The organism is Vibrio sp. T20, assembly GCF_007858795.1.
GTDB classification, from domain to species: domain Bacteria; phylum Pseudomonadota; class Gammaproteobacteria; order Enterobacterales; family Vibrionaceae; genus Vibrio; species Vibrio satsumensis.
This window is the reverse complement of the sequence record NZ_VFEB01000128.1, coordinates 1-304: the sequence shown is the minus strand read 5'-3', so window position 1 is coordinate 304 and position 304 is coordinate 1. Positions and strand designations below refer to the sequence as shown.

General features: G+C 45.7%; 2 tRNA genes. Both read left to right on the top strand.

Features of this window, described 5'->3' with window-relative positions:
* The first annotated feature begins 62 nt into the window (after nucleotides 1–62).
* A tRNA-Ile gene (locus tag FTW16_RS15440) sits at nucleotides 63–139 on the top strand.
* A 14-nt stretch (nucleotides 140–153) separates the two neighbouring features.
* Nucleotides 154–229: transfer RNA gene (locus tag FTW16_RS15435), tRNA-Ala, on the top strand.
* Nucleotides 230–304 lie beyond the last annotated feature (75 nt).

Here is a 304-nt window from a genome sequence, read left to right as displayed (position 1 = left end):
AGATATTCACGATAAGTGTCCACACAGATTGATTAGGTTTAGAAAAGTTAAGAGACGATATTGGGTCTGTAGCTCAGCTGGTTAGAGCGCTCGCCTGATAAGCGGGAGGTCGGTGGTTCAAGTCCACTCAGACCCACCAATATCGACCTAGATGGGGCTATAGCTCAGCTGGGAGAGCGCCTGCCTTGCACGCAGGAGGTCTGCGGTTCGATCCCGCATAGCTCCACCATCTTTAAGTATTCTCTTAAGAGAGTCTTTAAAAATGGTTCAATTTATTGAATCAAGCTCTTTAACAATTTGGAAA